Source organism: Dyadobacter sp. CY327 (assembly GCF_021390415.1).
Classification (GTDB): Bacteria; Bacteroidota; Bacteroidia; order Cytophagales; family Spirosomataceae; genus Dyadobacter; species Dyadobacter chenhuakuii.
The window spans coordinates 286,790-312,275 of sequence record NZ_JAJUXJ010000002.1 but is presented as its reverse complement, the minus strand read 5'-3'; the positions used below and the strand labels follow the sequence as shown (position 1 = coordinate 312,275).

At 46.2% G+C, this 25,486-nt stretch carries 23 protein-coding genes; 7 read left to right on the top strand and 16 right to left on the bottom strand.

Translation table 11 applies throughout. From position 1 onward, the window contains the following. Together LZG74_RS10895 and LZG74_RS10890 are read left to right on the top strand one after the other, a co-directional pair. Positions 1-308: TIM barrel protein (locus LZG74_RS10895; RefSeq protein ID WP_233796606.1), on the top strand; the 308-nt coding region annotated here is incomplete at its 5' end. 38 nt (positions 309-346) lie between these two features. After that, the gene (locus LZG74_RS10890; protein ID WP_233796605.1) at positions 347-1,045 is read left to right on the top strand and encodes a DUF6528 family protein; all 699 of its coding nucleotides are present in this window, start codon (positions 347-349) and stop codon (positions 1,043-1,045) included. Positions 1,046-1,891: 846 nt separating this feature from the next. On the opposite strand, the gene LZG74_RS10885 is transcribed toward LZG74_RS10890, so the two are convergent. Both LZG74_RS10885 and LZG74_RS10880 read right to left on the bottom strand, forming a co-directional pair. Further along, a complete protein-coding gene (locus LZG74_RS10885; RefSeq protein WP_233796604.1) occupies positions 1,892-2,290 on the bottom strand; it encodes a response regulator in 399 nt (132 codons plus the stop codon). Next, positions 2,287-5,265 carry a PAS domain S-box protein gene (locus LZG74_RS10880; protein ID WP_409014464.1) on the bottom strand — a complete coding sequence of 993 codons (2,979 nt, stop codon included), beginning with the start codon at positions 5,263-5,265 and terminating at the stop codon, positions 2,287-2,289. Before LZG74_RS10880 ends, LZG74_RS10885 begins: the two co-directional genes overlap by 4 nt. Positions 5,266-6,668: 1,403 nt before the next feature. Here LZG74_RS10880 and LZG74_RS10875 point away from each other — a divergent pair. Further along, on the top strand, positions 6,669-7,025 hold the full coding sequence (locus LZG74_RS10875; RefSeq protein WP_233796602.1) for a carboxypeptidase-like regulatory domain-containing protein: 357 nt from the start codon (positions 6,669-6,671) through the stop codon (positions 7,023-7,025). A gap of 301 nt (positions 7,026-7,326) precedes the next feature. Here the strand turns inward: LZG74_RS10875 and LZG74_RS10870 are convergent, their stop codons facing one another. The 14 genes from LZG74_RS10870 to LZG74_RS10805 form a co-directional block, all read right to left on the bottom strand. Continuing rightward, positions 7,327-7,809 (bottom strand): hypothetical protein, encoded by a 483-nt coding sequence (locus tag LZG74_RS10870; RefSeq protein WP_233796601.1) that lies wholly within the window; start codon positions 7,807-7,809, stop codon positions 7,327-7,329. A gap of 10 nt (positions 7,810-7,819) precedes the next feature. Then, positions 7,820-8,302 (bottom strand): hypothetical protein, encoded by a 483-nt coding sequence (locus LZG74_RS10865; RefSeq protein ID WP_233796600.1) that lies wholly within the window; start codon positions 8,300-8,302, stop codon positions 7,820-7,822. Between the two features lie 11 nt (positions 8,303-8,313). Further along, on the bottom strand, positions 8,314-9,411 hold the full coding sequence (locus LZG74_RS10860) for a hypothetical protein (protein WP_233796599.1): 1,098 nt from the start codon (positions 9,409-9,411) through the stop codon (positions 8,314-8,316). Beyond that, positions 9,408-10,256 (bottom strand): TssN family type VI secretion system protein, encoded by an 849-nt coding sequence (locus LZG74_RS10855; protein ID WP_233796598.1) that lies wholly within the window; start codon positions 10,254-10,256, stop codon positions 9,408-9,410. Before LZG74_RS10855 ends, LZG74_RS10860 begins: the two co-directional genes overlap by 4 nt. Before the next feature lie 12 nt (positions 10,257-10,268). Next, entirely contained in the window at positions 10,269-11,216 is a 948-nt protein-coding gene (locus LZG74_RS10850) for a hypothetical protein (RefSeq protein ID WP_233796597.1), read from the bottom strand. Next, a complete protein-coding gene (locus LZG74_RS10845; RefSeq protein ID WP_233796596.1) occupies positions 11,216-13,033 on the bottom strand; it encodes a hypothetical protein in 1,818 nt (605 codons plus the stop codon). The genes LZG74_RS10850 and LZG74_RS10845 overlap by 1 nt, the downstream gene beginning before the upstream one ends. 25 nt (positions 13,034-13,058) lie before the next feature. Further along, positions 13,059-13,493, bottom strand: coding sequence for a GPW/gp25 family protein (locus LZG74_RS10840; protein ID WP_233796595.1), 435 nt, complete (start codon positions 13,491-13,493; stop codon positions 13,059-13,061). A gap of 4 nt (positions 13,494-13,497) precedes the next feature. After that, on the bottom strand, positions 13,498-15,306 hold the full coding sequence (locus tag LZG74_RS10835) for a type VI secretion system Vgr family protein (RefSeq protein ID WP_233796594.1): 1,809 nt from the start codon (positions 15,304-15,306) through the stop codon (positions 13,498-13,500). 24 nt (positions 15,307-15,330) lie between these two features. Then, positions 15,331-16,077 (bottom strand): hypothetical protein, encoded by a 747-nt coding sequence (locus LZG74_RS10830; RefSeq protein ID WP_233796593.1) that lies wholly within the window; start codon positions 16,075-16,077, stop codon positions 15,331-15,333. A 20-nt stretch (positions 16,078-16,097) separates the two neighbouring features. Beyond that, positions 16,098-16,439 carry a hypothetical protein gene (locus tag LZG74_RS10825; protein ID WP_233796592.1) on the bottom strand — a complete coding sequence of 114 codons (342 nt, stop codon included), beginning with the start codon at positions 16,437-16,439 and terminating at the stop codon, positions 16,098-16,100. A 36-nt stretch (positions 16,440-16,475) separates the two neighbouring features. Continuing rightward, positions 16,476-16,868, bottom strand: a complete 393-nt coding sequence (tssD, locus tag LZG74_RS10820) for a type VI secretion system tube protein TssD (RefSeq protein WP_026629667.1) — start codon at positions 16,866-16,868, stop codon at positions 16,476-16,478. 45 nt (positions 16,869-16,913) lie between these two features. Further along, positions 16,914-18,290 carry a DUF5458 family protein gene (locus LZG74_RS10815; protein WP_233796591.1) on the bottom strand — a complete coding sequence of 459 codons (1,377 nt, stop codon included), beginning with the start codon at positions 18,288-18,290 and terminating at the stop codon, positions 16,914-16,916. A 46-nt stretch (positions 18,291-18,336) separates the two neighbouring features. Next, on the bottom strand, positions 18,337-18,795 hold the full coding sequence (locus LZG74_RS10810; RefSeq protein WP_082213002.1) for a type VI secretion system contractile sheath small subunit: 459 nt from the start codon (positions 18,793-18,795) through the stop codon (positions 18,337-18,339). 77 nt (positions 18,796-18,872) lie between these two features. Beyond that, positions 18,873-21,371, bottom strand: coding sequence for an ATP-dependent Clp protease ATP-binding subunit (locus LZG74_RS10805; protein WP_233796590.1), 2,499 nt, complete (start codon positions 21,369-21,371; stop codon positions 18,873-18,875). Positions 21,372-21,514: 143 nt separating this feature from the next. On the opposite strand from LZG74_RS10805, the gene LZG74_RS10800 reads away from it, so the two are divergent. The 4 genes from LZG74_RS10800 to LZG74_RS10785 are packed head-to-tail and all read left to right on the top strand — an operon-like array spanning position 21,515 to position 25,463. Beyond that, positions 21,515-22,249 carry an FHA domain-containing protein gene (locus LZG74_RS10800; RefSeq protein WP_233796589.1) on the top strand — a complete coding sequence of 245 codons (735 nt, stop codon included), beginning with the start codon at positions 21,515-21,517 and terminating at the stop codon, positions 22,247-22,249. A gap of 17 nt (positions 22,250-22,266) precedes the next feature. Further along, positions 22,267-23,664, top strand: coding sequence for a hypothetical protein (locus LZG74_RS10795; protein ID WP_233796588.1), 1,398 nt, complete (start codon positions 22,267-22,269; stop codon positions 23,662-23,664). 25 nt (positions 23,665-23,689) lie between these two features. Beyond that, positions 23,690-24,388, top strand: coding sequence for an FHA domain-containing protein (locus LZG74_RS10790; RefSeq protein ID WP_233796587.1), 699 nt, complete (start codon positions 23,690-23,692; stop codon positions 24,386-24,388). Between the two features lie 34 nt (positions 24,389-24,422). Further along, a complete protein-coding gene (locus tag LZG74_RS10785; RefSeq protein ID WP_233796586.1) occupies positions 24,423-25,463 on the top strand; it encodes a PP2C family serine/threonine-protein phosphatase in 1,041 nt (346 codons plus the stop codon). Positions 25,464-25,486: the final 23 nt, after the last annotated feature.

Genomic DNA, 25,486 nt, shown 5'->3' with positions numbered 1-25,486 from the left:
AGGATAGAAGCTTGCCGGGAATCGCTGGAAGAACTTGCGGTCTACTGCTGGAAAAAGTCGCCTCGCTCAACATCGAATGCCTTCCGCGCACATGTCTTGGCAACACCAGCAAGGAGATCCTGCAAATACTCGACGGCATTGATAACATCGGGATTTGTTTTGACTCGAATCAGCTGTTGAAAGAATCACCGAAGGATTTTGTCAAGGCTGTGAACAAGCGTATCCGTATGCTTCACATTTCTGACTGTGATAATGTAAATGAGCGGCACTGGCTGCCTGGCAAGGGGATCATTACTGGAACAAGGTGATCTCGGCGCTTGTCGAGGTCGGGTACAAAGGTTCTTTCATGTACGAGGCTGTCAAGAAGGCTGACAACGATTACAGCTATAAAGATTTAAAGCCAAATTATGAATCTTTGAAAAGAGCATGGATAAATCAAGAATACGCTCAATCCATTCCGCCAAAATCATTTCTGGTTTGCGGTGACAGCAAAATCTTGTTCGTGGATTACAGCAAATCGCGCGACAGCATTCCCGAGGTTATATGGAGCTGGGATGCGCACGAGGCGAAAGACCTGCCGGACGAGTTCAGAAACAGAAAATTCAATTCAACCGACGATTGCAAAGCCATTAACAATGGAAAGCAAATACTGATTTCTTCGTCGTCGGGCGCGATTGCAATCCTGAATGTGGCTGATAAAAAAGTGGTTTTTCATGCCGCAGTACCTAATGCACATTCCGTTGCATTGCTCCCTGGCAACAAAATAGCAGCTGCGGCATCGACGCACGCAAACGGAAACAAGATCATGCTTTTTGACATTGAAAAACTCAACGAGCCGCTCTTCACAGACAGCCTGTACTCAGCGCACGGTGTTGTCTGGGATGCTAAAAGAAAGAGTTCGTTTGCTTTGGGATTTGATGTTTTAAGGGAATATAAAATAGTAGACGGGAAAAGTCTCAGCTTGAAAGCCAGGTTACGTTCAGCAGACGCAATGCCTGTGTGTTATTCACTTTCGAAGAAATACATGAAATTTCTGCCGAGGTAAACTCACGATAATTACTAGTGGATAATCTTGGACATGACAGTAGGGACTATCTATGAGGGTCTGCCAACACCTTCTGACATATCTGTTGAGTTATAATGGTTTCACTTTAATCAATTTCCGCCTAAAGGTAGCAGGTCCAATTGCCCATACGATAAATTTCTCAAACACTATGCAGGATTGGTTTCTTCACTAAAAAACTTGCCTGTGGGACCTTCATTGTCAATTAGGGCGTATTTAGCAACGCGTTTTCCTGCTTCTTCTACTGTTTATCTGTTTAGTCTGTTTTGGTATAACCTGGACAGACCCCATGGACCTTAAATGCAGTACTCAAACGACACTACTAAATACAAAGGTCAACAGCAGAAATATTCCGATAGCGTTTTTACTCTCTGAATTAGAGGTTCGACTTGTCTAAGTTCGTTTTTATGGACATGATATATGCTGGTAAAATAAGAGCGCGGCATAGCACCAAACTCTGCATTTCGTTTAAATTAAGTGCTTGATTGTAACACACTAAATTGTCCAATGTCTCTTTTTATATCCGCAGTGGGGGCGTTGAACTTGTGTTTGTAAAATTCTTCCAGTGATTCTGTTGCTCTTGCCATGACAGTTGTTATCTGCTAACTCCGCAGAACCATTTAAACAAATTGCTGATAACCTCTCCACCTTTTGATAAAGATAGCACTTCGTTTTTAGCATAGGAGAAGAAAAATACTAATGTAAGTTCTATTAATTGATAACCCTGATATAAGTATTGTAGTGGCTGGTGATGGGGTCGGGTAGCAGGACAACTGATTTCATGAGAGACCAGTACCTGATAAACCTTTGCGCTGATTGTCTCAGTAATTAACCGCTGAATATCTGGGATATTGTTTCCTTTCTCAACGGTTTCGAGTAATAGCCCTGTACGAGCGGGTGGTTTTCTGCCTTCTCTTTGTCTTCCGGGTCGATGGATGAAGAAAGGATAAATATGTTGTATTGTGCCTGGAGACCGGGGAAGAACGAACTGAATTCATCTAGAAATTCCCAGCCATTCATCACCGGCATGTTGATATCAAGGAAGAGGGCCGTGCGTAGGTCTTCTGCTCTATTGCTAAAGTCTTCCTTGATCCATTTAAGTGCTTTTTCGGGCTCAGTAAAGAGTTGAATGCGGGCATTGGGTGCGATAGAAGCAATGGCATATTTGCAGATAAGGTTGTTGCCGCGATCGTCATCGACGACAATAAATAGAGAGGGTAATGTCATAAAGTAGGGGTTCTGAAAGCGTTAGAACTAAATTCAACCTTAAATTCGGTGCCTTGATTAACTGCACTGTTAACGGCAATTTTCCCCCCGAGCATTTCAACCTGGGTCTTGACCATAAACAATCCCATCCCTTTTCCTTCCACATGGTAGTGGAAGCGCTTGTAAAGACCAAAGAGTTGCGCACCTTTGCCGGTAAGGTCAATTCCCATACCATTGTCCCGAAGGGAAAGGCCAACCTGATCCTGGTCCAGGCTGCTTTTTATCGTGATCAATGGGTCAATGTCCTTCCGGCGGTATTTAATACTGTTCATGATCAGGTTTGAAAGGATGCTGTGTAAATAACTTTTCAGGGTGAACAATTCGCCTACAGTGCTAAAATCGGTTTCTATCCGCACATTTTCTTTTTCAATGATGTTTTGAATACTCGAGCTGATTTCATCTATCACTTCCTGCAAAGAAACCCGCTCCCTTTTTTCGCTTACTCCCCGTTTAACTTGTAAAATCGAGTTAAGGTCTGAAACGACATCGTCGAGACGTTTGACATTCACCAATATCTCGTTCACAAACTGGTCCTTTACTTCTATTGGGTAGGTATCTTGGTTTACCAGCTCGGCTAAGCCTATAATATTTGCTACCGGGGCTCGCAGGTTGTGTGATACAATGTAGGAGAACTGTTCAAGGCCCTTATTGGATGCGATGAGCTCATCCGTATATTTTTGAAGATTTTTGTTAAGTTCCTTAAGTTCCAGTTCCGAATGCTTGCGTTCACTAATATCCCTGAAATACACCGATAATCCATTGGCGGATGGGTATGCTGTTACTTCGAACCACGCCTGGTCCCTTTCGTAAAAGGATTCAAAATGCTGGATCGCATTTTGCTTGACAGCTTTATGGTAGTTATGATGGAAGTCGGTGCCGACAATGTCGGAAAATACATCCCATACAACCCGGCCTAATATTGTATCCTTGGGACAGTTTAGCATGTTCTCTGCTTCCTTATTCCAGTAGGTTACAATCCAGTTCTTATCCAGTGCATAAAACCCGTCCCCTATACTTTCCAGGATGATATTCTTTTCCTCAAGCGCTTTAAGCACTTCTTGTTCAGCCTGTTTTTCCCTGGTAATATCATTGGCAAAACATGACAGGCCGACAAGCATATTGTTTTCTCTTATCGGATGAATGGAAAATCTAAAATGATTGCACGGGCCGTTAAAATGAATTTCCTTTTCAAATTTCAAGATTTCCCCGCCTAACGCCCTGGCATTGATTTGCTCCCAGTCTGACTCAGAGCCCGGATCAAACTTGCCCAGAGATTCCAGGATGCTGTAGCCGGGACGTAAGACTATGCCATACCTTTCTTTCATCATATTTTTAAGCGCATCGTTGTAGGTGATGAAGTTCAGGTCTGTGTCGAGTGAATAGATTAATGCATCCGTATTGTTGATGATCGCGTTCAGGTTCGACTCTGAGCGCTGGAGTAGCTCTTGTGCCAGCTTGCGATCGGTAATATCCCTCATGGTCAGGCTGAGCCCCGTGATTTCACCATTTTCATACACTGGGACGAACATAACGCTTAGCCATTTCCTCTCCGCGTCGATAATCTCATATATATGATCATACTGCCGCGTCTTGCCGGATAGTATACTGGTGATCACCTTTTTGTAATCAGCGGTTTTGTCCTTGCTTACGGCATCAAATAAGCTGCCGCCGACTTTAATTTTCCCTCCTGTGCTTATCTTATAGAAATTGCTGGCCCTGCTATTGAAGTACTTGACTACCGCCTGGGTATCGGCCAGGATAAAACCTTCCATGGAATTTTCAAAGATTGCCCGCAGGTTGGACTCCGAATTTCGCAGGGCTTGCTGAGTTTTTTTTATTTCCGTCACATCGTGCATCACGCCGTATAAACTGACGGGCTGCCGCTGGCTATCTAGCTCAATATGGGTTTGTGCATGCAGGTGCCTGACCTGCCCGTCCCTTCTGAGGATCCGGTAGTAGTAGTCCGCCACCTGCAGGGAGTCCAGTGAATCCTGGTTCTTTTTGAGTACGTATTCAACATCATCAGGATGTACGAAGGATATCCAGGAAGCCGTACTTTGGATATTGTCTGTTAGGGACAAACCATAGATCCGGCATGCTTCATCGGAGAACATACTAATTTGTGTCTCCATATCTAGTTCCCAGCTGCCCAGATGGGCAACGGCCTGGGCTTGGTTCAGGCGTCTTTCCCTGTGTTTGCGTTGCTGGTCGGCCAGGACCGATTCGGTTACGTCCCTGAAATTGTCAACAATCCCGTTGATAGCCGGATCATGCAACATGTTGGTTACTGTAGCGTCAATCCAGCGCCAGGCGCCATCTTTGTGCAGCATCCGCCCCGTATGCCCCTGGATGGGTACCCCCGGGCTGGCAAGTACTTTTATCATGACCTTCGAGAGTTCTTCCACGTCGTCAGGATGTGCCAAAGTAAAAAGGTCCATGTCAAGGACCTCCTGTGGGGTGTATCCCAATACATTTTTAGCGGCCGGCGAAACGTAGGTTGGCCTGGCCTGCGCATCGAGCACGACGACGGCGTCCGTGCTGTTTTCGACCAGCGCTCGGAAACGCTTTTCGCTGTTGGTTAACTGTTCGAGCATGTCCTGCTGCTCTTTTATAAGCTTGTATTTTCCAAGGCTCTGCTGTATTGCCAACGGCAGGCGGCCGGGCTGGTCCTTGATAATGTAATCGTCCACCCCCAGCAGCAGAAGCTCTTCCGCCATTTCATCAGACACTGCATTGGAAACGATGATAAATGGGATTTTCATCCCGCTCTGCCGTAGACATTCGACTGCCTCTGAGCTATGTATGCCAGCCAGAGTATATTCGGAGAGGATAATATCTGGCGCAGAACCCGATAATGCCGCTATATACTGATGCCTGTTGCAGACAACACAAAACTCGGCATTTATCCTTGCTTTGTCTAAGGCTTGTTTCGCCACAAGTGCCCCGGCCTCTGAACCTTCCAGGTACAGTATTTTCAGATTGCCCTTCACTTTTGTTGTATTTATGTATGCAAAATCTGTCAGGATCTTTGTTCTTCTATGGGATTAAATATCCACTATCCCCTGAATCTAAAACAATTTCGCTAGTAAATACATATATATTTTGATACATAAGTAGAATGTAGGCTACTGGGAGCCATACTTTTTAAAGGATAAGTTCACAAACCTGCGTTTCGGCAATAGCATTAACCGCAGGGCCCGCATCAATTACACCCAAGTGCGGTTACTAAGCTTTAGATTAAGTAAAAGTGCTTTTTATCGCGCATAGGGCCTGCTTGAAATTAACTATCCATTAGAGGTGTTTTAACGTGTGAAGACACGGAGGTATTTTTTTCGTGCCAAAAATCATGGCATATCCGCTACCGGGAAGATAAATCAGTGGTCATGAAATAAGCAGCATCAAAAACGAAAGCCGCCGGAGCCACTTTCAGCCTGAGTTATTGAAGAGCCCCAGCTTCTGAGCTTTCACAATGTTAATGGACACTTGACGAGGCTCGGTTTGTCTCAGTGAGCCAGCTGTGTGATTCGGAGTGTTGCAATTCACCCATCCTTCCATAAATCATTTAGACTGTTCAAGCTGGTGCTTACACTCATTCGGCATTAATGTTAATGGTTTATACTACTTACCAGTATTGTTTGGCAAATGGGCAGCTGCGATGTTATGTCTGATAAGTATTCGCAATTCTATCTTAATACTACTGATAATCAGCTCGTTGTGGAGGCGCCCGTCGAAACCACTCTCCGGGTTGAATCTTCGATTTGGTTATCATTACGCCCGGTTAGCGCAATGATGCGCACCTGTTTTCCCTAGACCTACTTGCGGATGTGCCCGCATACTTGAAAACCATCCCTCACTGGCATATTGATATCCAGCAAGTTCACATGAGGCCGAATATTTCCGTTAACTTAATCCAATCACTTCCACTGTTACAAACCTAGACCTAAAACCCTATGGCGACCTGTACTTGGGCATTTGGCATGTGTACGTCCAAAGTATCCGTCCCAGGTCTTTTTAAGTTCGTGTCCGGCGGGGGCAATGCAGTTCGAGCCTAACTGCCGGATAATGATCGACCTGACTGTTTCAATTATAGGTATCATTGCTTCTTACTGGTCATTTAATTGCAAACCCATTCTCACTTTTTGAGGAAAGTAGCAAGAATTGTAATGTAAGCAACACCATGATGCCCGGCCAAAGTTGTAACGGCTCAGAGTCCGTTAGCCAATCAGTTACATACATGTCCAAAGCCAACCGAAAAAATAACGAGTAGCAGTGTAATAGAAAATGCGGTTTGGTACGGTCCTGATTATTAATGTAAAGCAGATCGCTGCTCAGAAAGTCGTTGGCCACCCTGAGAGCGACCGGCCTGGGCGGGGCAACCGAAACGCACAAAGCCGCCAAGACCCGCATCATCGCAGAACAGACCGTTACCGGAATTATTTCCGACGAAAGTAACGCCGCAATCTCGGGTTTGAACGTGCTGGAAAAAGGAACGACAAATGGTGTCGTGTCTAACGAAAATGGAAAGTATTTGCTCACTGTGAAAGATGCGAACAGTATCCTCGTATTTTCATATATAGGGTACATTACCAAAGAGGTGAAAGCGGGTTCAATCTCCGTTGGATGTGAAGCTGGATGTTTCTGCCCAGGACCTGAAAGATGTCGTGGTGGTCGGTTATGGTACGCAAAAACGGTCTGAGCTGACAATGCGGTTGTGCAGCCAACTGGTGTAGAGATTAAAAATCCAGTGCGGCATCGCTATCCGATTCGCTTGCAGGACGGATGGCCGGGTTTAAATCATAAGTTTTTAGCAAATTGTCCCAAACAATTGTCTGCTAATTATTGCTTTACGATTTGAAACACTTTAATTTTAATTAAGATTTGCAGTTAAAAAATCTTGGTGAGCAATTCGGTGAGCAGAGTTTATATTTGTTTCTAAGATGTTGATTTTAAGGTAGTTGTAGGATGGTTTCGAATCCCTCTCTCATAGATTCCCACCACTAATCCCGCTTCATCTTAGCTTCATCAAGCTCAGCCTCTAATTTGCTATTCTCCTCCATAAGAACCAGATTCTCCTTTTGCAGCGCACTCATTTTCGCTTTCACAGAAACCAACGTCGTATCGCCCGCCTTACTCTTCACAATCTCATTAAACAGATCCACATAACTAGTGATGATACTTTGATAGAATGGTTGTCGATAGTTGCTTTGCAGATCATTTGTCCATTTGAAAAGCGGCGCCAGGGTTTCTGCTTTGACATCGGCGGCTTTTTGGATTTGGATGACGAGGGTGTCTGCGTCGTTGGTGTGATGTATTAGCTTTTCGACTTGCTCGTTCGTTACGGCAGTGAGGTCGCTTTGTTTTTTGGGTATTTCAATTATTGAGAAATAGAGCAAAAAAGCGACGAGTAGGATCATTAGAATATAACACAGCGAGAAGCGGAGGATTGTGGCATTTCGCTGTGCAGCATTGATTGGCTTCATAAAGGGTCGGTTAAGGCAAGCCCAGCAGGACTTGTTTGATCATTTGATTTTGAGATTTTAGCTCTGCATTTTGTTCTTCCAATTTGGAAACCAGCGTGCTGACGCGTTTTACTTCACCTGCCTGTTCTTTGCGTTTGCTCAACAAATGCTTATTCAGCAGAACTCTCACCTGGTAATTCCGGATAAGTTTGGAAGCAAGCAGGGCGGGGGAGGTTTGGCCCGCATATTCCTTTTTCATTGAAGCAAATTGCCTTTCCAGCACGGCGTCGCTGCTGGCAATGGCGATCTGGTCATTGGAAGCGAGTGCAGCAATGTGTTGTTTATATAAACTGTCCAAAACAACAACTTCCTTTCTGAACTCACTTTCCTTGTCCTGGCTGATCAACTTTGTTTGGTTGCTCTTCCGAAACTTGGGCGTGGCATAATAAAAGGCGATGCTCCCGAGGAGCAGTAAAGTCACGTTGATCAGTATATACCATTGCGATCGGTTCATATCTTTTTTGGTTAGGCAATGTCCCATTTTCCGGCGTCGACATAGGGGAGTGCCAGCAGGTTTTGAAGGACAAAATCAATGAAATCTAGATAGCCTTTTACATTATCGAGCAATAGGCTGCAATCATTATGATTGTAAGGGCTTGTTAATACGGAATCGATCATGGAGTCCATCACCGACTTGGTTACTTCCGCATAATGCGTGTTGAATTTGGTTGTCCCGGCAACATTATTCCGCAGATATTGGTAAAACCGACTGGCGCTGCTTTCTGACAGACAGTCAATGGCGGTACGCATGGTGCGAGCGTAGCGGACCAGTTCCTGAATGAAATGTACAGGGGGCAGATCTTTTGAAATGAGCCGGTAATGGTCGATAATTTCAAGGCCGGCGAAAACCAGTTTTTCGGAGATCTGGTAAATGTCCCTGGCAACGGGCGACTGGTTTTGCATGCCATTAATTTTCCTCTGGACTAATATTGCGGTCTGGTGAATGCTGTTGATCTGTTTGCCGCATGTTTCGTAATACCAAAGCAGATTTTCCCCGAAAACACCAGCCGAGGGAGGAATGTAATCGTAGTCGGGAGAAAACATCTGCCCTTCGAACCGGATCCGGAAAATTGGCATGCTATGGGCATCCGAAAGCTTTTCATGAACAGAAAGCAGTTCCAGCATGGGTTTTAGCGTCACAAATGGCTTCCGAAGCGGCTGCTCTTCCATATCATATTCCCCCGTTTCTGTCAGCCCCGACAATGAAATGCGCAGGACAACATAAAAAATACCAACATTGCCGAGCCGGTTCTTGTAATCCATCAACGAGAGGCTTACGCTGTCAGGGTCCGTTCCCGCGTCCCAATCCACGCGTATGCCGCCTGGTGTAACGGCACGGCAGGAGATCATTTGGATGGTGTCGCCCAGGACCCGGAGCTGAATGCCTGCGCCAGAATTATCGGCGGATGGCAGCAGGCCGTAATTATGTGTATTTAGAAAGATAGCAGTAGCATCACGCAAAGCGTCGCGGATCGCGTGGTCGTGTGCGACGAGATGCCGCTGGGTGATTTTCATACCATCCCGCCAGTTCAGAAACGGATAAGTAATTTCTGGAAGTGTCATGACCGGATTGGATTAGTGCTGATGGCGTAAATAATATCATTTCCCTTTACTTCATTCTCAAAAAGGGTTTTCTCTGTGTCCAGAATGATCTTTTTCCTTTGAGGAGAATATTTGAACAACATCCATTCAAGCGGGAGCTGGCTATCGGACAGGAACTGGATTGGTTTCTTGCGATATTCCCGGTGTTTGTTATGAAAAGATATGAAGTAATGGAAAAGCTGTCCTAATGTTGTGTTTCCCGGATATTCCACCTCATATCCTTCAAACGGCTCGTTTTTTCCTGGTACCGGCGTAAAATTCATCATTACACGGACCGTTTCAACAGGCACCAACCTGGGCACAGGCTCGTTTACGGGGTAAGTCCAGGTCTTGTATCGCAACGCCGGGATCTTCATCCAGAGCTCATAGGAAACGAAAATCAGCGCAGGTAGGAGGAAAGCAGGAGAAGCGGAGAGCAGAAGATATTGAAAAGGATTGTCGTGGTTCAGCAGGCTATAAGTAATCATATATCCTGCAATGCCAACAAAATACAGTGAAAGACCGCCGATGAAAACATCCAGCAGGGAATCGTTGCTCCACCACAACAGAGTCATTGGCGCCAATACTAGACACAGGATACCCATTAGAAAGGACATGGCGAGCAATACAATAAAACCTGTGATAATCGAGTCTGTTTTTGAATTGACAAACCCTAAAACAGCAAAAAGGAGAAATACCCAGATCAGCCAGATCGCCCATCTTAAAACGGACATTGCGCTGCCTTTTTCATACATTAAAATACCAGTAAATGCCAGCCCTGATAACAGTGCCAGCAGTGCCGGTAATATCTTGTAAAACAACTCCATAGATGTTAAAAGTCACAAAATTGTTGAATAGCCCAGAACACCCGTTACCCTGGTTTTATTAATGGTAAAAAACCCTTTTTCTGCGATCAGTAACATGTCCCACGAAATTTCGGCTGGCAACAACAAGCCGCATAGAAATGTCAAAATTCGGTAATGTTTTCCAGCCGGTTCATGGCTTCGGAAATGGTGCAGGTCGGTGTCGGCAAGCGGGCCAATCCGGATGCTGATGTGATCTGGATCATAATACTTTCCATGCAGGATCCAGTCCACCCCCAATGTGCCTTTTCCCAGCGGTTGCAAAAAGTCAAGGTCAGTGCTGTGGCTGGATTTCGATTCTTTTTTATCAAATGCCACTTGCTGTCCAAGCACTTTTTCAAAATACATCTGGCAAGCCGGCATGTTACCGACGATCAGATGTGCGTGAATGGTCAGCTCCAAAATGGCTTCCTTCTGCTCAGGAGATAATTGCAGATCCAGATCCGGCCACAGATAATCGAAAAGCGTATCGTGGTAATAAGCAAATGGATTTACCACGGAATGGTGCTCATGCATTTCCATGGCTACCCGCTGCCTGCCAAATTCAATATCGAATGGCGAAAAGAATGTTCTGGCTTGATTTATGCCTGATTCGTAATAATCAATGTCTTCCAGCACAACTTCCGTGGAACGTTCGCTCCGGCTGATCGTTGGCTGAAATATCATCCCCGGTGGCAGCATATCGGAAATGCCCTCCCGTGCCATACGCACTTTGGCATAAGGCGTTTGAAAATCGGAATCCCGGTGCTCGTCCGTTATGCCTGTAACATCCCTGAACCCGGAGCGGTTGAAGGCGCCGATGGGTGTTAGTAGTATATTTTCAGATGGATGAATAGCGACTTCTGCGATTTCCCGTACAACGGTTTCTGCACGTAAGTCGGTCTTTAATGTGAGCAACGTTTCGGCCACTTCATATATCTCCATCACATTTTCCAGTTAAATCCGTGAACAGAAATATATAAGGGGACCATTCCGACCGACTTTTGTAGCAGGCTGTTTTTAACCAATCTGGCTTGCCTCATCCAATATTCATCATTCTGATCTTCTTTGTCAGGAAATATCAATATATCCAGCGCCAGGCGAAGGCCTTCTTTCTGCCCTTCACCGATGCCCAGTCCTTTTTTTACTTCAACTTTTAATGCTGTATCACCCAAAAAATTCATTGCAATGGTGCGGTAATCTTCAATCGTTACCGCCCGTCCGCGCGTGAGCAATGTTTCTTTCAGAGCCTTTTGCATTTGAACATCGTCCATAGGAGCGCGGCCGCCATTGGTGGGAAGCATCAAGTACGCCGCTTCGGCTTTGAACTGGTTTGTCGGAGCAGCATTCAATTTTGTCAGTGCGCGTAGTCCATTGGCTTTTTCTCCATCGGAAGTCCAAAAATACACGTCCAGTATGGTCCCTGTTGACCGCGTTTTTACCATTAAGTAAACCTGGGGTAATGCGAAATCAAATGTGTCCAAATGCTCCCTTAACTTGCTTACATGCTGATTGATCTTATCCAGGTGATTGGAAACAATGGAAATATCGAGGGCATTGAACGCAGCGAGGTCGTCGCGCATTTTTGCCGTAACATCGTTCAGGCTTTGGAATGCATCGCGCTTATCAAAACGGGCCACGGCACGGTTGCGCAGCGCGTATACATTTTGGCCGCTGGCAAACTTATTTCTTTCAGTTGGCAAAAGTATCTCCCCGTCACCATTGACCACTTTTTCAATCGCCATAAAACCATCATCATCTTTCAAACCATATACATTAAAAAGCGGCTGTAGTCGGCCTCGCTGGTGGATCAGCTTACGGTTCAAAACCGGGATGCAGTTTGTGAAGACTTCCATTTTATCCAGTGCGGCGGGCGTAATGGAAGCTGGGCAGTGCATTTTTATCCAGAGCAATTTGTTCGAAAAGAGCGTTTTAGCATTGGCTTCGGGAATCATTCCAACCCATTTTTTGGGGTAGTTTTCAAGCTGAAATCCTGCTTTCAACCCCGTAATGGTCATAAAGTGCGCATTGTATGATTCTCGCACGCTCTCTTCAGTGGGTTTGAAAAAATCGCTTTTGCTTTCCGCATTCTCCCCGGCCATAATCCCATCCGCTGATCCGTAATGTTGGACGGGATCAGTAAAGGTACCTGATGCACTGTTTGAAAACTTGATCAGCGGAATGTAAGGAAGGTTTTTGGATTGATCAGCGACAGCGCCCCAGTTGAAAAATAATGTCAGTTGCTCGGGCGCTTCTTCTTCCGGTAGTTCAATGCCGACCCAACATATCTGCTGCTCAATGGGCTTGTCTGGAATTGGGAATGCAGTTTCTCGCTGAAAAGTAGCGCCGATCTTGTCGATCCGCGCGCCGGTTGCAATGAAACGGACATTTGCGCCCGAAAGACGGAAAGATCCGGCCGGGCTCATAGTGACTGCCGAATTTCCCTGGGTTGCAAACTGATCCGAAGGAATGACCTCAACGGGTCCGGAAGTGGTTTTTATCAATAATACAGCGTGTGCAGGAACAATGCCCGTGATCGTCTCAGGTAACACAGCCTCTGCCATGCGCTTCACGGTATGGGACTGCGAAGACTCTATCTCCTGCCAGATCTTCTCTGTTTCTGTGGCAAAGGCACCAAATAGCAGATCCACCAGCGGATCAAACGAACCATTTTTCAGGTCGATTTCATCCACGCCCCATTGCCGGGCCGCTTCCTTATGCAAGCGGGTTTTTATCGACTCTTTGGTTTCTAAAATCGGCATAATGTTGGATTTCGACATATGTTGTTCAGACCACAGTGATGGGGCCGAAGAACATTAAGAATAGTTCGTCAAAGTTTTCGCCGGACTGGATCACAGTTCCTTTCACCCGTATATTGAGACGGTTTCTGATTCTGGTAACCTTGTTTTCCCTGCTCAATTCCTGCAATTCATCCCTTTGCACATCCACGTCGTGAATTTTGATACGGGTCTCGTATTTATGGACAGAAACCCTGATATCGTCCCGCACCTGATCCAGCCAGATATTCAGGTTATCGGTTTGTTCAAAATCTTTTTCCCACAGCAAACACTGGAATCCGTTATCATAGCGCCATTCCCCACGCTGGGTCAGGAGCAGGAGATAAATGTATTCCCGCACCGAAGCCTTGACCGTCACTTGCGGCAGCGGCTTTTTTTTGAGCAGCTCGCCAAAATCGACAGGAATACGGTAGTGTTTAGCCATTGTCCTAATTTATCATCACCATAGCCGCTTTCAGACTAGCCTGCACGCCGCCTTCAAGGGCGAGTTGTGCATTGCCTTTAATGCTGGTTTGCGACTTGCCTTCAACATTCACAGTAGCACCTGTAATCTGCATTTTGGCCTTGGCTTCAATGCTTCCTTTGTTGGTCTCAACCGTCCAGTCCTGCTGGGCATTCATACTGATCTTCTCGGCTTTTAATTCAATTTCTTTGGCTTCGATCTTGATTTTTCCATCGCTTTTGATTTCGATATGGGGTTCATTGTCCATAGAAAGAAGCACTTCATTTCTGGACTCCGGATTATAAATACGTATCTGCTCCCTTCCGCTCGAATCATCGATCAGAATGGAATTGCCGCTTCTGGTGATAATGCCTTTGAAATTGTTCTCTGACTGAAACAGCTCGCTTCCAGGCAAAGCCCTTCCGGTGAACATCGAGCCACGCACGAAAGGCATATCAGGGTTACCCATTTCAAAATCGACAAAAACTACTTCATCCACCTCAGGAATAAAATAGACGCCACGTTCATCACCGCTCATGAGGTTTGCGACCCTGGCCCAAGGCGTCGACTCACCATTTTTTTGCCAGTAAAACTGCACTTTCACCCGGCCCATTTGTTCAGGGTCGTTGGTGTCAACCACCTTTGCAGGCTGTGTTTCGGCTTTGGGTTGGAAAACCGGGTAGGCTACGGGCGGGTAATCAATGTCTTGCGGGATCGCTTCGAAAGTGTTCTGGTAGAAGCCCCGGGAATCGACGTAATGTCTGATGTTTGTAATGATGAATGACCCATAATCGTCGGTGCGGATGATTTTACCATTTTCCTTAATGTCATCTTTAACTTTAATCGGGCTTCCGATATTGATTTCCAGGCTGGTCGAGGAGCCTTTGAGAATTGCCAGGCTGTTGGACAATTTGCCCTTATTGTTTTTAATAGATTTCCGGATTGTTGATTCATCATCGTGACCGGAAAACACAATATCGGTGACCTCTTCGCTAAACATGCTCTCTGACTTAGATAATGCGAGCTGAGCAAAATCCTGCAAGTCTACCTGCTCGTCTTTCGAGGAAACCTCAAATTTTTCATCTTTTAAATAGCTGTAAGACTGCCCTTTGAAGGTTAGTGGAGTCAGTTTTAATTCATATTCCATTTGCGTGAGGTTCACGCGGTATTCAAGATTTGCAACATTCGTTTTACTGCGTGCGGATTTTCCGAACAGCAATTCCTCTCCATCATAGTAAAACCACTCACCATAAGTTTCGGCCAGGCGTTGCAAGAATTGATAATTGTCTTCCTGATATTGCGTGATATAGGGAATTGTTTGGCCAAATTCAGGTGAGATTTTAGCTTTCAGCAACCCCTTAAACGGATTTACTATCTCCTCCACAATATCTGCCAGGGTCTTTTCCGAGAAAGCCCTGGTATTGCTCCCTGTTTTGAACAAGACAGTTGGGCAAACACCGTAAATGACAAGTGTGTTGTCGATGGCATCATTCATCTGGATTTGCACACCCTTAACAATTCCAATAAATGTGTGCTTGGTCTTTTCTTTCAGATTGTTGGACGTGTCTGCTTCGCCCTGCATAATGGTCGCTGTCACTTTTTCACCGGCCCATTTCTGGGTAAGTTCTTTCAGGCTTACCTGGCTTTCAATGCTTTTGCCCAGCAAGTCATTGATATCCTCGAAAGTAACGTGGATTTCTAAACTATGCAGGGAATCAAAAGGTTGAGACAGGCTCAAAAAGCTAAACTTCTTGAGCGTCAGCCCGCCAAGGTTTACATCTATCCGGTTTATCATTGACATGTTGTTTTCTGGAATAGATTAGTTCACCAGTTTTAATGAAGGGCCAGCTGGATCAACTTCTGGTGGTTTTTCGCGTGATTTTTGACCAAAGGTGTCTATAAGCCTTCGTTTCCAAATGCGATATTGCTCTCTCAACTTCGGTGCTGACCATTGTTCAAATACTCCAGTAGGTGAGAAAACATATACGTTTTCGAATTTTCTCTCAAATAGCGCTGCATTGGAATGTTGAATCATATCGACACCCATTGCTGTATTGATGTACTCCATTACTTTGTAATGATGAATGCCATTTACAGATAGTCCACCATCTGTTTCAACAATTAAACCCATGTTGCGGCGCTCATCACCAAGACGGATTACATCATAAAGGTCATAATCGCCAAACAAATATTTCCCGTCCAAAGTAATGCATCCGTATCGGGGCGAAGTTTTGTCAAGATCAAGCCCGAATCCATAGCTAGGTTTGTTAAGCGGCATTTGCCTGAGGGTCAAAAAATACTTCGAAGCATACTTCATCCACTGTTTCTTAGCGCTTTCAGGATTTGCATACGCGTTTGGATGCAGTTCATAACTAACAACCAGCCCCGCAGTTTGTTTATTATTGCTATTGCGACTGGCTGTTTTGAATTTGCAAATCATAGGTTTTGGCGTGCAATCATTTCGACCTATAAATTGCAGCGAATGAACATTCGTCTGTCTCAACAAAATCCACGATTTTGTATGTATAGCAGCTTGTTGAAACAGATGAATGTCTTCTTCGCGCATTTAATTTAAAGTTGTATTTTCTATTGCTCAGACTGTATATTCTGCAACAGTGGCTTTTCCGATAGCCAGTAGCTAAGGGCGCTACGAACTTCCGAGCAATGACGCGAGTTTTTAAGTGTCATTGCAGCCTTTACGCTCGTTGCTGCCGTCACGATTCCTATTGCAGTAGCGCCTCCTATTCCTGGTGCGGGAATATTCATCAAAGCAGCAATGGCGACACCTGCATAAAAACCTTTCTCTGCATTTTCAGTAATTGCGTTAACGCAGTTATTAATAGCCACTTCTGACTCGGATCTGGTCAACCCACTGTTCTGAACAAACGTAACCAATTCCTGGCGCGCCTTTTCTTTGAACTCACTCATATTACTTTAATTGAAGTCAAGAATATTATAAACCTATCACCACTTCTTCTCAAAAGCCACCCCATCAACAGTCAGTTTCTTACAAGAAATCGTAATGTTCTCAGTCATAGTCCCCGCAGTACCAGCGTCCATGGATTCGCTGTAACCTACAACTGCTCCATCTTCAAATTCTACGGTTTTAAAATCTTTGTCGATATCGGAAGGATCTTTGAAAACCACTTTCCCCTTGCTGCGCTTGGTTGGGTGGATAGCAAGTTTCCAAAATTCAGATTCTTTCACACCTTCTACAACAAGGGAAACATTTCCTGCGAAAACCTCAGAAGTAGTTTTTCCGGTAACATAGTCAGCACTTTGCGATACTGAATAAGAGCAATGGTGTAGTTTGCGGGCGGTGCCGCCGTCAATGGATACTGTTGCTTCGAAAGCCATGGTTGAAAAGAATTTTAAGGTAGAAAATAGTTGCAAAATGATTATTTACTTGATCTCAGTATTCCACTCATCACCGCCATCCATGCCGGACAAGCTTACCAAAAAGCTCCTGGCCGAAAAATGCGGGGTGATGGAAATGTCGAGGATAATGTTCTTAATGTCGTTCGGATCGCGGCGGATGTCTTTGACCGTGTAATCTTTGATCAATTTTTTGGATCCGGTAATGCTGTTCAGGAATTTGGAGATCTGCTTGCGGAGATTATCGTCTGTATCATAAGTCCAGTTCTGGAACGCGTAACGGTCCAGAAAGTCGACTAGCACCTTATTAATCCAGTCAAAAACACGGACAACAGAATACGTTTGCAGTCCTACGTTATCGCCGTTGAACATGGTCCGGTCCGAGAATGCCTGCACTTTTCCGTATGCCGACAGCATCGGGATCAGGCCCATTCGGTTCATATCCCCGGCCTGGTTCCTGTCAATGTTGAAACGGGTCCCTTCTGCGCCCATCAGCATGCCATACGTGGCGCCCGCAACCGGTTGTGACATGAGTACCGAGTGCATTCTGCCGGCCAGCGCCGTCGAGGGTGGAATGTGCAATGCTTCTTCCTCGCCCAGGTCATTGTAAGCTTTTCTTCCTACCAGCCAATTGCAGGCCATCAGCAAGTTAGCCTTGTGATTGCTGGCGTCGGCCAGTTTGGTTTTTTCAAAAGAAGAAATGGCCTCTTTTACGTCCACAAAATCTTCATAATCAGTGATCATCATTACTTTATGCTTGCTGGCAACGCGCGCAAATGAATCGATAACCGTATTTTTACCCATATAGCCCGGAATAACCATCAGCGAATAATTATCGCTCAGATCGTACACCTGATAATTATTATGCAGCTCTTCGTCAATAGTTTGCAACACTTCCCCATCCTTAATATCCGCCACCTGGTCCATGGAAGCATTCACTATGGTAAGCTTTGGAATAGAACGTTGCTCCGTATTGAGCATGAATGTGGAAAGTCCCTGGTAGGCAACTTCGAGGTCCCGTGAAGCTTCGAGAATGGAGGACTGATTTTTCTTGAGTAACGACTCATTTAACTCTTGTCCCGCCCTGGCTTTGGACTGCATTTCATCCACAGAAGCACTTTCGCTGATCAGCTCGGCCCATAGTTCGAGGCGTTGCAGCAGATCTTTGCGTTCCTGCTCGGTGTCCTCATCGGAAAGATAATTGGCTTTTGCTCCTGCCTTTTGGGGGTTAAGATCGCGGACTCCCTCGACGGTGGTTTCAATGAATTTGAATCCGCCCAACGATTTCAGCAGTTCCAGACTATCATTCAGTGACAGCTGTTGAGAGGCAGTTTGCGCAGCTGACGGCTCTTTAAATGCAGCTTCTGATCCTAATGATTGGGTTTCTTCCTGTTGTTTTGCCATGTCGGTATGACTGGTTAAAGTAGGTTTTTAAGATAGATAACAGGGATTACAAGCTTTCTTTCAGCTCGCCGATCAATGTCTGCAATGCACTCAGATACGTGGCGCGGGTGGCGGGATCGCTCAATGCTTTCTGTAACTGGCGGTTGTTTTTCAGGTTCTTGTAAAAACGGTCGTAATTATATTCCTTACCTGAAAGCTCTTTCAAAAACGGACTTTGTTCCAGCATTCCCTCTGGCGAGAAATCCTTCATCTTGGTGAAAGACATGGTTTCAAAAACCGGCGCACCATTCTCATCCTCGAATTCTGCTTCCACTTCGGGTTTGAAATGTTCAAATACGGCTTCCATCGTTTCCAGTCCGGTTACCTTTTCCTTTTCAGGGTTACTATTGAAAGCCGAAACATATAACGTCCTGGAAGGAGGCAGGGCCTCTATTTTTTCATAACCTTTGTTAGCGTCGGGATCCACATTTCCGCCGGGGCGAATGAAGTCAAATTGGCCAGCCATAAGCTTATTGTTTTAAATTTTTTTTTTAAAAATTCCTAAATCAGTAAAATAACGTCTATTTGTATACGTAGAAGAAATTAGTGCTCCCAGACGTGAGCATTGTCTTGGTCCAGGCTCAATTTAACCTCGCTTCCTTTTCCTATTTCTCCCGAGATAATCATTTGGGAAAGCGGTTGTCGGAGCCGGTTGCTGATGACCGCGCGAACCGGCCGAGCGCCAAACTGCGGATTGTAACCTTCCAGAGCCAATGTTTTTTCCGCTTCTTCGGTGATGTTCAATGTTATGCCCAATTTATCCAGGCTCTTGCGCAGCGGACGCAGCTGAAAATTGAAAATCTTGCGAATCGTGTCTTCGGTGATCGGCCTGAAAGGAGTGAGTCCGGTAAGCCGCCCGAGGAATTCGGGACGAAAGTAACCTTCCATATTCTGGATCAGGTCAGTCTGTGACGGCACACGTCCTTCGTTAAATTCCTTTACTATAAACTGAGACCCAATGTTGGAAGTGAATAGCAGGATCGCATTCGTAAAGTCGCCTTCCCGGTCCAAAGTGTCGTGCAACCGTCCTTCATCCAGAATTTGAAGAAAGATGTCATACACTTTCGGATGTGCTTTTTCCACTTCGTCAAAAAGTAAAACAGCAAAAGGCTGTTGCCGGATACGGGTAACCAGTAAACCGCCTTCTTCGTAGCCTACATATCCGGGAGGCGAGCCTTTCAGCAGCGAAACCGTGTGTTCCTCTGCATACTCCGACATATCGAAGCGGATCAATGCTTTTTCATCATTAAACAACAACTCAGAAACCGCTTTTGCCAGCTCCGTCTTGCCTGTTCCTGTCGGTCCCAGTAAGAAGAATGAGGCAGGTTTTCCCGTTTCGCCTACACCGGAACGACTTTGTCTGATTGCATTGGAAATGATCTCGATGGCAGTGTCCTGTCCCACAACCCGCTTTCTTAAATGATCTTCCAGCTGCATAAGCTTCTCTTGCTCGTTCACCTGGATTTTACCCAGCGGAATTCCCGTTTTATAAGCGACTACGGCGGCAATATCCGTTTTATCAACCAATTCTTTATGCTGCTGTCCTTGCAATGCTACTTTTTCGAGCAGTAATGTGAGTGTATCAATGGCCGTTTGCGGCTCTTCAATGCTTTTGATGTCATTAAGTTCCTCGATTTGCCCCAGCAACACTGGACTTAGCCGGTCATGCAGTTGTTGTTCAAACCACCGCAGCTCTTCCAGGAACAAAGCCGGTTCGGCTTCAGTGTATTCGCCTTTCAGCCTTTCAAACTCCTTGTTCAGATACTCAATTTCTCCCGGTGTGGTTTCGGTCATCAGCTTGCGGGCGGCCATGGTGCGGTCAATGAGGTCCAATGCCGCATCGGGCAGGCGACGGTCTTTGATATATCGCCTGGATAAAGTCACTGCTTCTTTTACTGCATCTTTATCCAGATTTAGACCATGGTGTTTTTCAAATTGCGGAACAACCTTTTCAATCATTCTGCGGGCCCGCACATCGTCCGGCTCGTCAACTTTTACAATTTCGAAACGTCTGCTGAAAGCCTCGTCCCGTTCCATGTATTTGCGGTATTCGTCCAGCGTTGTCGCGCCGATCACCGTCAGTTCGCCTCTGGCGAGTTCTGGTTTAAGGAGGTTTGCCAGTCCCGGAACGCCGGCCTGGGGATCCATCAAAACGTGTATTTCATCGATAAAGAGCAATGCTCTTTCGTATTGTTTTATTTCTGCAATGATATTTTTCAAACGGTCTTCCACTTCCCCTTTGTAGGACGCGCCGGCAATCAACGATCCCATATCCAGCTGAAAAAGGTGGGAATTAAGCAAATGACCAGGAACATTTCCGTTGATTATCAAATGGGTTAATCCTTCTACCAATGCCGTTTTGCCCACGCCCGGTTCGCCTACAATGATCACATTTGGTTTTGTTCTTCTTCCCAATGTTTCCACCATCATGCGGGTTTCCTTTTCCCGGCCTACGATCGGGTCCAGTTTGCCTGCTTTTGCCATCGCGATCTTGTCTATACAAAACTTAGCGATCGCCTTGGCTTGCGGGTTCGACGGCGGCGCAATGGTGGCTGCCTGCGCAGATCCGGTAGGTAACAATCCTGCATCATTGCCCGAATCCATAGACTGAACATCTTCCAGCGTCTTGGTCAGCAGGAAGGATTCGGTTAGCGGGAAGGCTTTCAGTTCATTCTTGTTAAAAGCAACCTCCGGGCGGGTAAGCGCGATGAGAACGGCAAAGGGCGAAACTTCCTGTTCACCCAGTTTAAGCCGGATCACATCCGCGACTTCCATGGTTTTCATCACCTTCTCGTCGCCAGCCGGTTCGTCAACGGCGCGCGCCGATTTCGGATATTTTTCAATCTTGTATTCGGCCCAGTCACGGATAAACTGAATGTCTGTTCCCCAAGCCACAAGTGTGCTGCCTATGCCTACATCGTTGTGCAAAAGACCGACCAATAAATGCGACGGCGAGAATGTTGCATGCCGGTATTCCCTGGCAGTTGCCTGAGCAACCTGCAATGCGCGAATCAATTCGTCAGTGAGATTTGAAGTCAGCATGAAAACCGGCTTAGAAGGTGTAATAAATTACCGATGCAATGTTATTAAAGATATAGGCCGGGCGAAATACGTCATTTGACGTATTTTTTAGCACTACCACTTTTTGCTACTTGCATTGGTCTTGAAACCGGCTTTTGAACTTCATGAATCCATCTGCAAAGCGCATTACGATTGGCCGTAAACCAGGCAACACCATTGTCCTGAACACCCATGATGTAAGCGGCACACATGCTTCGCTCACACTTGTGACGCCCGTAACAAATACATGGGAGATTCAGGATCTTGGGTCTGCAAACGGGACTTTTGTGGATGGAATGCGCGTGTACAGAAAGGAAATTACACCCGCTAATCAGATCAAGCTAGGTCAGACTCTGCTGTCGTGGGAGCTTATACTGGATCCCCGACCGCTGGCTCCGGTTGTACCAGTCATGCAGACAGCCAAAGTCCTGGAAGTTGAAGAGCCCTCAGCAGCGCAGGAGGAAATACGGGAAATTGCCTGGAACCTTAAAAATGTGAGTGATGACTTCCGGGAAAAGCGGAACCGGATCGCGGAAATTCAGGCGCAGGAATCCATTAATTCCAGGATTCAGGGTTTGGGTTTTCCGATGGGCGCAGTGATTGGTTCGCTTGCCCAGGCACTGCCACCGGATTATAAAATATTCGGGTACGCAGGTGGCGTCATTTCGCTTGGGTTTGCAGTGAGCGCTCTGATCAGTTCTAAGAAATTAAGTAAGGAAAAAAAGAAATATACGGGACTTGATGACTGGTACAAGATCCATTATGTGTGCCCGCATTGCCACACATTTATCCAGCAACCTTTTGAACTGCTTGAAAAAACGAAGAATTGCAGGGCGTGCAAAAAGCCGCTGATTCCCTAATATCATACGGATATCTTATGAACAATCTAGATTTTGAAAAAACCCAGATCTGGGCGAAAAACCTGGCTGCCAACCCTGTTCCTCCTGCGGCCTCCATTCCAAAACCATCATTGAATTTTCAGAAACAGGCTTTCAGTATCAAGAAACCTGTGCTCCGGCCTTTGACAAAAGAAGAAAAAATCACGCTGGCAGCGGGCGGCGCACTGGCAATAGGCCTGGGAGCGATTGTCATCACGAGTTTGTCGGACGAAGATGTGGATGTGTCTCCCGTTGCTCCGTCCATTGCAAATCTGAATGCACCAAAACTGGATCTGGGCTCGCCGGAGCCTGTTGCAAAACCGCAAACTCCGGAACCTGTACATCATACGCCACCGCCACCAAAACCGCCGTCCAGGCCACATGAACCAGCCAAAGAACATTTCAAAACCGATGGCCTTCATGCGTTGATCGACATTCCCGAGACGCCCGAAGTTGCCATAACGCCCAAGGACGAGCAGACTTTCATAGATGCATTTAATGCTGCCAGAAAGGAAGTAGGACCTGCCGGACTTTTCGCCTGGCGGGACACTTATTACAGTACATTCACCGACAAGGAGTGGGAGTCTGTTGCGGAGGACAAAAAAGCGTTATGGCTTGACGGCGCCCAGCCCATCATTGATCCGCATGTCGAAAACATAGTGCCTGTGGCAGAGCCGGTTGCCGAGCAGGAGCAGCAGCATGTGATCGTGGCCGAAAGAGGGGCGGTTACCTGGACAGGAATCGATAAAGACGAAGACGGACAGGCTGAAATCCTGATGGCACGTATCAATGGTCAGTCTCCTATGGTGCTCATGGATACCGATGGCGATGGGCTGCTGGACACGCGATATGATTATGAAGCGTCCAGCGGGCGAACCTATGCGTCCGTCATAGAGCCGATTTCAATGAGCGCAGCTGAGATAGCACAGCTTGAAATTGTGCCTGTCGGGCCGGATATGGGCTTTTTTAATCAATCCACAAGTGGCGATTCCTCTGATGCATTACCGGTTTCTATTGTTGAATTCGGTGATAGCTATGTGGTCAGCCTGGACAGTAATCGTGACAACACAGTTGATGCAATAAGTTACTTGACAGACCATCACGGGCCGATCGTCGGGCTGGATCATGATAACGACGGGCAGATCGAGACGGGTTATATCTACGATTCGGAAAGCGGAACGATTAGTTTCCAGGAAACTGCGCCGATGGAGGAAATGACGGTTGGGCCACCCGAGTATCAAATGTTTTCCGAAGCATCAGGACAGGATGGACTCGATATGCCGGAGCTTTCTGATAATGAAGAGCTGTCGATGAATGAAGACAATGACACTACCGACGATTTTGATTCCTATTTTAAGAATGACCAGGGTCAGTCGGACGAATATCAAAATGCTTGAATAAAAGTTTTACCGTGGCAATACAATGGAAATAGCATGCAGAAAATGCGGCGCCGTGCTATCCGTAGCCAGCACCGCTATACCAATTGTCAAATGTACAAACTGTGGTTATCCCAACCCTGTGATTGCGGGCGCGCAACCGCCACCTGCGAGGCCGCAAATGCCAGCCCCGGTTGCACCATCGCAACAAATGGGTGCACCATCGCAGCCAATAGCCGCGCCGCCACCGCCTTCCATGTCCCAGCCGCAGAGGCCAGTGGCAAGCAGGCCACAAGCCAGCGCGCCGGAATTGGGATGGCTGGTCGTCCACGACGAAAATGCGGATCAGCAAACGCATCCGTTACGGATTGGGAAACAGGTTATCGGCAGGAAAAGCGTGAGCAGGCCCTGTGATATTATGATTGAGACGGATGATCCTTATATGGGCCGTAACCATTGCATTCTTGAAGTAAAACCCAGCAGAACCGGCAGTTACGAGTTTTTTTTGTCGGATGTAAAGATGACCAATGGTATGCCCGAACAAATGAGCACCAACGGAACATTCGTGAATGCACAACCTGCTCCGCTGAGGCCGAAGGATATGGTATATCTCAAAGATGGGGATACCATTCAAATGGGCAAAACCAAAGTGGTGATCAAAACACTGATCACCGTGGCCAGCGCGCAGGATGCATCCCGAATCGTACAGGATATGGACTATGCACCGACCGTGATCATTAAATAGCACAGATAAGTCAGGATTTTAAGCCTCTTACGGAATGAAAATATCGATTCATCAGCCAGCCGGTTTTAATGAAACAGGCGGACGCTCCAACAATGAGGATAGCATTTATCCCATTCCCGGAACCGCCACCGTTTCGGATCGGCTTTTTATGGTTTGTGATGGTGTTGGGGGCGAACATAAGGGAGAGGTGGCAAGCTTCCTGGCTTGTAAGCATATCAGTAAATGCTTTTCCCATATTGGAGAAGCAGAAGCTTCCAAAGCATTTGTTCAGAAAGCGATCGATTCAGCAAGGGAAGCATTTATTGAAACTGAAAAAAGCGATCCCGAAACGACGGGAATGGCCACAACCCTCACATTGCTTTATTTTGATGACAGGGGTGCCGTGCTGGCGCATCTGGGTGATAGCAGGATTTACCAGATCCGAAACGGGAAGGTTATTTTTCAGACCAAAGACCATAAATGGGTGAATGAGCTCGTGGAAAGCGGCGTGATCACAGAAGAGCAGGCCATGCAGCATCCGCAGCGAAATGTGATTACCAAAGTGATAACCGCTTCCCGCCCGGATGAAGCGGACTATACGAGAATAACCGATCTCAGGGCAGATGACTTTTTTTTCCTTTGTTCGGATGGTGTGCTTGAACAGCTTTACGATGACCTTTTGGAATATCATTTACGGGACAACGCCGACAACCATCCTGAACCGATTGAAATACTGGAAGCAATAAAAAATGAATGTGCGCACAAGACCAATGATAATTTTTCTGCCTACCTCATTAAAATAGAATCAGTTGAGCAACAGGCAACCACGGAAGAGAGGGTGAAAGAAAAAGTGGTGCATATGGTGATGCCCGAGCCGGTAATTACGCAGTCAACGGCCCGGAAACCACGCGGTGTCTTGTTTGGCCTGATCACATTTGCAGTCATTTTTTGCAGTGGATTGATATTTCATTTTGTCAGGTCGGAAAAGCAGACTGAAAAAGCACTTTCGGAATCAAAAGTAAGTGTAAATGAGCGGGATACGGTTCGGCTGGAAGTGCCTGTACAAACGATGGACGAGCCGGAGATTGCCGATTAAGTTTAATAAGAAGTGAATTAAGT

Bases quoted from the DNA above. Each gene is read 5' to 3' on its own strand.
- LZG74_RS10815 (WP_233796591.1), bottom strand. From the start codon at position 18,290: ATGGCAAAACAACAGGAAGAAACCCAATCATTAGGATCAGAAGCTGCA.
- LZG74_RS10800 (WP_233796589.1), top strand. From the start codon at position 21,515: ATGAATCCATCTGCAAAGCGCATTACGATTGGCCGTAAACCAGGCAAC.
- LZG74_RS10885 (WP_233796604.1), bottom strand. From the start codon at position 2,290: ATGACATTACCCTCTCTATTTATTGTCGTCGATGACGATCGCGGCAAC.
- LZG74_RS10785 (WP_233796586.1), top strand. From the start codon at position 24,423: ATGAAAATATCGATTCATCAGCCAGCCGGTTTTAATGAAACAGGCGGA.
- LZG74_RS10845 (WP_233796596.1), bottom strand. From the start codon at position 13,033: ATGCCGATTTTAGAAACCAAAGAGTCGATAAAAACCCGCTTGCATAAG.
- LZG74_RS10840 (WP_233796595.1), bottom strand. From the start codon at position 13,493: ATGGCTAAACACTACCGTATTCCTGTCGATTTTGGCGAGCTGCTCAAA.
- LZG74_RS10795 (WP_233796588.1), top strand. From the start codon at position 22,267: ATGAACAATCTAGATTTTGAAAAAACCCAGATCTGGGCGAAAAACCTG.
- LZG74_RS10890 (WP_233796605.1), top strand. From the start codon at position 347: ATGTACGAGGCTGTCAAGAAGGCTGACAACGATTACAGCTATAAAGAT.
- LZG74_RS10805 (WP_233796590.1), bottom strand. From the start codon at position 21,371: ATGCTGACTTCAAATCTCACTGACGAATTGATTCGCGCATTGCAGGTT.
- LZG74_RS10865 (WP_233796600.1), bottom strand. From the start codon at position 8,302: ATGAACCGATCGCAATGGTATATACTGATCAACGTGACTTTACTGCTC.
- LZG74_RS10855 (WP_233796598.1), bottom strand. From the start codon at position 10,256: ATGGAGTTGTTTTACAAGATATTACCGGCACTGCTGGCACTGTTATCA.
- LZG74_RS10830 (WP_233796593.1), bottom strand. From the start codon at position 16,077: ATGCGCGAAGAAGACATTCATCTGTTTCAACAAGCTGCTATACATACA.
- LZG74_RS10835 (WP_233796594.1), bottom strand. From the start codon at position 15,306: ATGATAAACCGGATAGATGTAAACCTTGGCGGGCTGACGCTCAAGAAG.
- LZG74_RS10825 (WP_233796592.1), bottom strand. From the start codon at position 16,439: ATGAGTGAGTTCAAAGAAAAGGCGCGCCAGGAATTGGTTACGTTTGTT.
- LZG74_RS10810 (WP_082213002.1), bottom strand. From the start codon at position 18,795: ATGGCTGGCCAATTTGACTTCATTCGCCCCGGCGGAAATGTGGATCCC.
- LZG74_RS10790 (WP_233796587.1), top strand. From the start codon at position 23,690: ATGGAAATAGCATGCAGAAAATGCGGCGCCGTGCTATCCGTAGCCAGC.
- LZG74_RS10870 (WP_233796601.1), bottom strand. From the start codon at position 7,809: ATGAAGCCAATCAATGCTGCACAGCGAAATGCCACAATCCTCCGCTTC.
- LZG74_RS10860 (WP_233796599.1), bottom strand. From the start codon at position 9,411: ATGACACTTCCAGAAATTACTTATCCGTTTCTGAACTGGCGGGATGGT.
- tssD (WP_026629667.1), bottom strand. From the start codon at position 16,868: ATGGCTTTCGAAGCAACAGTATCCATTGACGGCGGCACCGCCCGCAAA.
- LZG74_RS10850 (WP_233796597.1), bottom strand. From the start codon at position 11,216: ATGGAGATATATGAAGTGGCCGAAACGTTGCTCACATTAAAGACCGAC.